The 6014-nt window shown below is 47.1% G+C and carries 5 protein-coding genes and 1 pseudogene; 1 reads left to right on the top strand and 5 read right to left on the bottom strand.

What is annotated here, in order from left to right:
* Nucleotides 1-221: 221 nt before the first annotated feature.
* From PX482_RS27735 to psbU, 4 genes and pseudogenes are all read right to left on the bottom strand, one after another.
* Nucleotides 222-818, bottom strand: a pseudogene (locus PX482_RS27735) (glycosyltransferase); the annotation flags it as partial.
* Nucleotides 815-1909: a HEAT repeat domain-containing protein gene (locus tag PX482_RS12645; RefSeq protein WP_002761164.1), complete on the bottom strand. Its 1095-nt coding sequence runs from the start codon at nucleotides 1907-1909 to the stop codon at nucleotides 815-817. The pseudogene PX482_RS27735 and the gene PX482_RS12645, both read right to left, overlap by 4 nt.
* Before the next feature lie 213 nt (nucleotides 1910-2122).
* The gene (gene nadB / locus PX482_RS12640) at nucleotides 2123-3790 is read right to left on the bottom strand and encodes an L-aspartate oxidase (RefSeq protein ID WP_002761162.1); all 1668 of its coding nucleotides are present in this window, start codon (nucleotides 3788-3790) and stop codon (nucleotides 2123-2125) included.
* 206 nt (nucleotides 3791-3996) lie between these two features.
* Nucleotides 3997-4404 carry a photosystem II complex extrinsic protein PsbU gene (gene psbU / locus PX482_RS12635; protein WP_002761160.1) on the bottom strand — a complete coding sequence of 136 codons (408 nt, stop codon included), beginning with the start codon at nucleotides 4402-4404 and terminating at the stop codon, nucleotides 3997-3999.
* 478 nt (nucleotides 4405-4882) lie between these two features.
* Here psbU and PX482_RS12630 point away from each other — a divergent pair, with 478 nt between their 5' ends.
* The gene (locus PX482_RS12630; protein ID WP_002761158.1) at nucleotides 4883-5518 is read left to right on the top strand and encodes a peroxiredoxin; all 636 of its coding nucleotides are present in this window, start codon (nucleotides 4883-4885) and stop codon (nucleotides 5516-5518) included.
* On the opposite strand, the gene PX482_RS12625 is transcribed toward PX482_RS12630, so the two are convergent.
* The gene (locus tag PX482_RS12625; protein WP_288094613.1) at nucleotides 5485-5625 is read right to left on the bottom strand and encodes a hypothetical protein; all 141 of its coding nucleotides are present in this window, start codon (nucleotides 5623-5625) and stop codon (nucleotides 5485-5487) included. The two genes, PX482_RS12630 and PX482_RS12625, sit on opposite strands and share 34 nt — an antisense overlap.
* Between the last annotated feature and the right edge of the window lie 389 nt (nucleotides 5626-6014).

Below are 6014 nucleotides of genomic sequence, written 5' to 3'. Positions count from 1 at the left end.
TTTGATGTGAGACTGACTAGGCAAAATTAAACTCAAATTTAATTTGCGTAATATTTACGCAAATTAAATTTTTTTTGTCCAAAGTCCAAAGCTTTTAAATGAAGGGGGATTGATTATTAAATGGAGTAGAAAACTGAAAAATAAGGGTAATGCTGTCAATGTAACTTAAATGCGTAAAAGCTTACGCCCAACTGTTGACAAGCGGCGATCGCATCTTCTCAAGCTTTTTCCGGGGCAATCCGTCCCACCCAGGCTAGACAGGGGGAAGGAGCGGCCCGAAACTGATACAAAGATACGTCTAAACCATTAGCCAAACAGCGATAGGGGGGAGATATTGAGCAAGTTTCTGCTTGGGCGACGGTGTGAAAAGCGAGTAAATGGGGAAAACTGCGGTAGGTTTTTTGAATAATATGATCCATCGCCAAAGAAACGGAAGCCATGCTGACTAAATGGGCGACGGGAGTGGCAAAAAAAGGAGTGAGATAAAAAGGCAGCCAATCCTAGGCAAAATTAACAATTAAATCGTACTGATGTTGTACTTGTTGAGCGTAGTGCCACATATTGGCCAAAACGGCATTTTCGGGCATGAAAATCGGGGCTTGCCGGCCTTGACTTTGGGCGGAAATCTGGGCATTTCCTGCTATAGTGATTAAGGGAATATCATGCAATTGCGAGGCTTCTGGAGCCACTACCCGCACCGCATACCCTTGCTTATTCAGAGTGCGAGCGAGATTATAAAGAGTTAATTCTAGGCCACCGCCGTCCCCCGATCCCAAAAATCCCACGGGGGTGGAGAGAAATAACAGTTTTCCACTCAATTTTGCACCTCAGTGGATGTGGTTTCAGTGAAGGAAGTATCCTGTACGTCATCATCTTCCGGTTCACCAGTGGTTTCCAGGGGAGCAATATCTAAGCGGGGCGGTAATTGCAGATTTAACTGTCTGATTGCCCAGCGTGCTGTTTCTTGCACTTCCTCATCGGAATCATCGAGGGCATGACAAATTAATTGACTGATCTGAGACATGATATCGTAGAGTCTGGTTAAATCCCGGATAGCATTTTTCCGCACTTGGGGATTTTTATCCTGGAGAGAGATAGCCAAAGCTTGGTTCATCGGTCGCAGGGAGCGGGTACAGATTTGAGCGAGAGCTTCTAGGGTTAAACTGCGTTCGTAGGAATCCCCATCCACCATACTATCGACTAAAGGCTGCATTGCCCTAGAATCGGACATCTGTGCCAGCTTCCAAACCGCCCGTCTACGGGTACGGGGATCGTTATCACGAAGACTTTCAATTAAACGCAGGATTAAATCTACGTTCGGGATGCGGGAGGTAGCTTGTACGGGCAAAGAAGGCTCGAAATCCTCGTCACCACTGCCATTAATGTCACTGCCCGTTTTGGGGTCCGCGTCGAAGGAATTGCCATTGCCCCTAGAAAAGTTGTTGAGTGGGTTTTTAGGATTGACGTAAGTTGTCTTTTTGCGCCGTTTTGAGGCTTTGCCCTTGGGACGATATTGGAAGAAAAGCGATAGTAAAACTCCCAATAAAGCGATGGATAACAAGGCCGAGCCAGCAATTAACGGTATTGGTGAAGTCTCGTTTTTGGCGGCTGCGTTGGCGGCCGTGGCGGTTTGACCTAGATACTTCTGGATATTAGCGATCGCATTTTGAGCAAATGTATCGTTCGGACGTTGTGCCAGAGCTTGTTGAAATTTTCCTAGGGCGAGTTGGTAATTTCTTTGGGCTGTAGCTTCGTAACCAGCTTTCATCAACTGATCGTAAGTGGCGACAGTCTGGGGTTGCTCTAACCTAGGGGGAGTTTGAGCGTTAGCCTTGGGTAAAGCCTGAAAATGATGACCCCAACTGCTCACACCGATAGCTAACAAAAATAGGAAATTGGGTTTGATCATAGAATTAATGCAACTGTTTAGGGGGGGGAGGGTAAAAGTATGATAGCCTAAAAGCCGTAAATGAAAAGCACTTAACTCCAGAGATAGGTCATGGACTACGGTGGTGATTGGGAAAGGCCTCCGGTGAGCGTGGGGCGAATAGTAAGGCTCCTAGTAGCGAGGATAGAGTCCACTGTTTAGAGCTTAGGGATTATCTGTGAAAAACTGGCTTAATTAAGCTTGCACAGGCGTTTTACGCCACGTTCGACCTTGAATAGTCGTGTGGAATTGCCAATTAGCTACGGTTTCTGGATAATCGCCCCGATAGTGACCGCCTCGGCTTTCTGCTCGCAATAAGGCACTTTCCAGAATTAAGTCAGCGATATCTAGAAGATTTAATGTCTCGATCGCTATTCTTATTTCTAACTGCACCGAGGGACACAAAAATAATTGTCCTTTGTCGGGGAGAAGATTCTGGAGAAATTGGCCCATCTTTAAGGATTCTAACTGTTGTTTCCACTGTTGCACCCGTAGGATAGCAGTTTCTAACTCATTTTGAAATCGGCAAATTCCCGCATTTTCCCACATTAAAATCGGTAATTCTCTGCGTACTTTTTGCCAGTATTCCTGTTCTTCTTGCCAATTTTCTGCGATTTCTAAGGGTTTTTCTGGTCTTTCCCCCACCAAGTTTTCTGGCTCTAGACCTATTTCAACTAAATTTGCCGCAAAGACAATACATTCCAAAAGAGAATTACTGGCTAAACGATTAGCACCGTGAACACCCGTACTGGCCGCCTCGCCGATCGCATACAAACCGGGTAGAGAAGTGCGGGCGTTTAAATCGGTAGCCACTCCTCCCATCCAATAGTGAGCGGCGGGGGCAACGGGAATCACATCTTCAAACACATTAATGCCCCATTTTTGACAGATGCGGATAATATTGGGGAAACGATAACGCAGACGATCCGGTTCGATCGGTCTTAAATCTAGATATACTTTGGCATGGGCGGGATCGTCGGAGGTTTTCTGCAAATGGCTAAAAATCGCCCGACTCACCACATCCCGGGGGGCCAATTCTCCGGCCGGATGGTAATCGAAGGCAAAACGCCGCCCCCGGTCATCAATTAAATGCGCTCCTTCGCCGCGCACCGCTTCACTAATTAAAAACCGCGGCGCCCCCGGCACAGTCAAAGCGGTGGGGTGAAACTGAAAAAATTCCAGGTCGCGAATCACTGCCCCGGCACGCCAAGCCAGGGCGACTCCATCCCCCGTGCTAACGGCGGGATTAGTGGTTTGGGCATAGACTTGACCGCCGCCTCCCGTAGCCAGAATGACTGCTGGCGCTCGCAGCCAACAGAGATGATCTTGATGGAGTAAACAAATACCTTGACAGCGTTGCCCTTCCGGGTCAAGCCAGAGTTTCAGGGCGATCGCTTGGGGAATAATGGTAATATTGGGGCGTTCGGTCACTTTTTCCATCAGGGTACTGACGATCGCTCTCCCCGTGCGATCGGCTGCGTGCAGCACCCTGGCCTGGGAATGGGCAGCCTCAAGAGTGCGGGCTAAGTCGTCTCCGGAGCGATCAAAACTAACTCCTAACCGCAGCAAATCAGCGATCGCTTGGGGGGCCTTCTCGACTAAAAACTGTACGGCATAGCGATCGCATAAGCCCGCTCCGGCTTTTAGGGTATCTTCTAAATGGAAAACGGGGGAATCTGCCGGGGAGGTGGCTGCCGCAATTCCTCCCTGCGCCCAATCACTAGCCCCAGTTTTTAAATCTTCTTTGGTAATTAAACCCACCTTTAAGTTAGGGGGTAAACACAGTGCGGCATACAATCCCGCCGCTCCCGATCCCACCACTAAAACATCTTGATAACTCGGCAGTTGCGAGGAAACGACCATGTAGGAGTTAATTGATAAATTCTATTTATTCTAGCATTTCATTTCTCTATAGTTCTGGCAAAAATCGCCAGTTTTTAGCTTGGGGCAGTATGCCAGATTCTTTCTTTTGCCTCTTGCCTTTTGCCTCTTGCCTTCAGACGCTAATCACTGAAAAAGGTGAGCGATCGCTCACCTTGGAATTTTTTTAAAACCGCCATTAACTGGATTTAGTAAACTCCGGGGTTAAAACGGTCATCACCCTCGATAAATTCTTTAGAAGGCTCAGTAACGGTAAATTTCTCCAGATTAGCCTGTAAACGCTCTTTTTGAGTGGCCGAGAGTCCGGGGATATTGAGGACATCTTCCACTTCTTGGTAGGGGGCGTTTTTGATGATTTTACCAGCTAAATTGGGGTAGAACCCTCTCAAGTCCCGGAAATCGCGAATATCACTGTTATTAAGGTCGATTTTCGCCCCAAATTCTGTGGTTAGTTTGGCATCAGCCGCATTTAAGACCGCCACAGGAAGAGAGGGAAGGGCGATCGAGGTGAGATTGAGAGCTTGAGCGGGAACTTTGCCCCAAAAACTCCCGATAATCAAGGCAATTACCGCCAGCAGACGAACAAGATTCTTCATTGCAGTTGTGGTCTCCTAAAACCAAGGCAAATTAACGATCAGGACAAGAAATGAAGCCGTCAGCCTTCCGACTAGGCATAGGGTGGGTAGTTGGGATTTGCCACCGCAGCCTAGCTATTAGCTGAACGCTGATAGCTAGTTAAAAAAGTTATATCATGCCATTAGACCAGATCATAACCTAGTTTGCCCCCCTAGGGGAAGGGTTTTGCGGTTTTGGGGTTTGATCACAAAAAACAAGTTGGTTAGGACAATCTAAATCGCTAAAACCCTTTTCTGGCAAGGATTTTCCTGATGCCATCTGGCTGCTGCTACAGTTGAATTTCCCTATCTCCCTATCTCCCCACTCCCCCCATTTCCTCATTCCCCTATCCCCTAACCCAATTATTATAAATCCCTAAAATTATCAATGACGAACAGCACTCCTATGGCATCATAGACTGTTGCTTGTCTTGAAATACATAATAAGGAAGACACAATTATGGCTCTCCAATTGGGTGATATCGTTCCAGATTTTACACAAGATTCTAGTGAAGGTCCGATTTCTTTTCACCAGTGGGTAGGAGATAGCTGGGTGGTGCTGTTCTCCCACCCGGCTGATTATACCCCCGTTTGTACCACGGAATTAGGTACGGTGGCTAGTCTTAAGTCAGAATTTGAGCGACGTAATGTGAAAGTGATCGCTTTGAGTGTGGATAGTGCCGAATCCCATCGGGGTTGGATTAATGACATCAACGAAACTCAAAACACTACCGTTAACTATCCGATTATCGCCGATGGCGATCGCAAAGTGTCGGATCTCTACGGCATGATTCACCCCAATTCCCTCAATAATCTGACGGTACGTTCGGTGTTTATTATCGATCCCAACAAAAAATTACGTTTAACCATTACCTATCCTGCCAGCACGGGACGCAATTTTAACGAGATCCTGCGGGTGATTGACTCCCTGCAGCTCACCGATAACTATCAAGTGGCTACCCCCGCTAACTGGACCGACGGCGGCGATTGTGTGGTGGTTCCCTCTATTCCCACTGAAGAAGCTCGTAGCAAATTCCCCAAAGGAGTTGAAGAAATCAAACCCTATCTACGCATGACTCCCCAACCTAATAAGTAGGGTTTGCGGCAAAAAGTTTTTCCTGGTGGCAGGGTGTGGCCCCCCAACCCCCCCGACATCGGGGGGGCAGGTAGGGTGTAGGGTTTTACCAGTTTTGAGGTGGCCAATTACCTAATTTTCAGAGAAAAAGTGCCTAAATTTCCCCCGATCACTCCCATATCCAGTACTTTTTGATTGACAAAAGGTCTAAAAGTCTTACCCAACAAGGTTTTTAGCTTTATTCAGCCAGCCCTAATTAGTGACCGGTAATCGGTGAACCATATCCTGGAAAACTGGCAATCCGAAAACCATAAAGTCGTCAGGGAGGGTTAGCCATCCGTTTTAACGGATGCTAGCCCTGGCAACAGGGGATTTATCCCCCTACATCATTTATTGGTTTGATTGTCAATATATTTTTTCATCGAAAATTTGGGTCTGAAACCCCGTCGTTCTACGACGGCTTTACTGTTAAATATGAGCATCGTTTACGAAATATATGCTAAAATGTGAGACATGG

Origin of the sequence: Microcystis sp. M53602_WE12, from assembly GCF_030065455.1 — a bacterium.
Taxonomy (GTDB): domain Bacteria; phylum Cyanobacteriota; class Cyanobacteriia; order Cyanobacteriales; family Microcystaceae; genus Microcystis; species Microcystis aeruginosa.
Note: the sequence above shows the minus strand (reverse complement) of the source record. Positions and strands in the feature narration are given on the sequence as shown.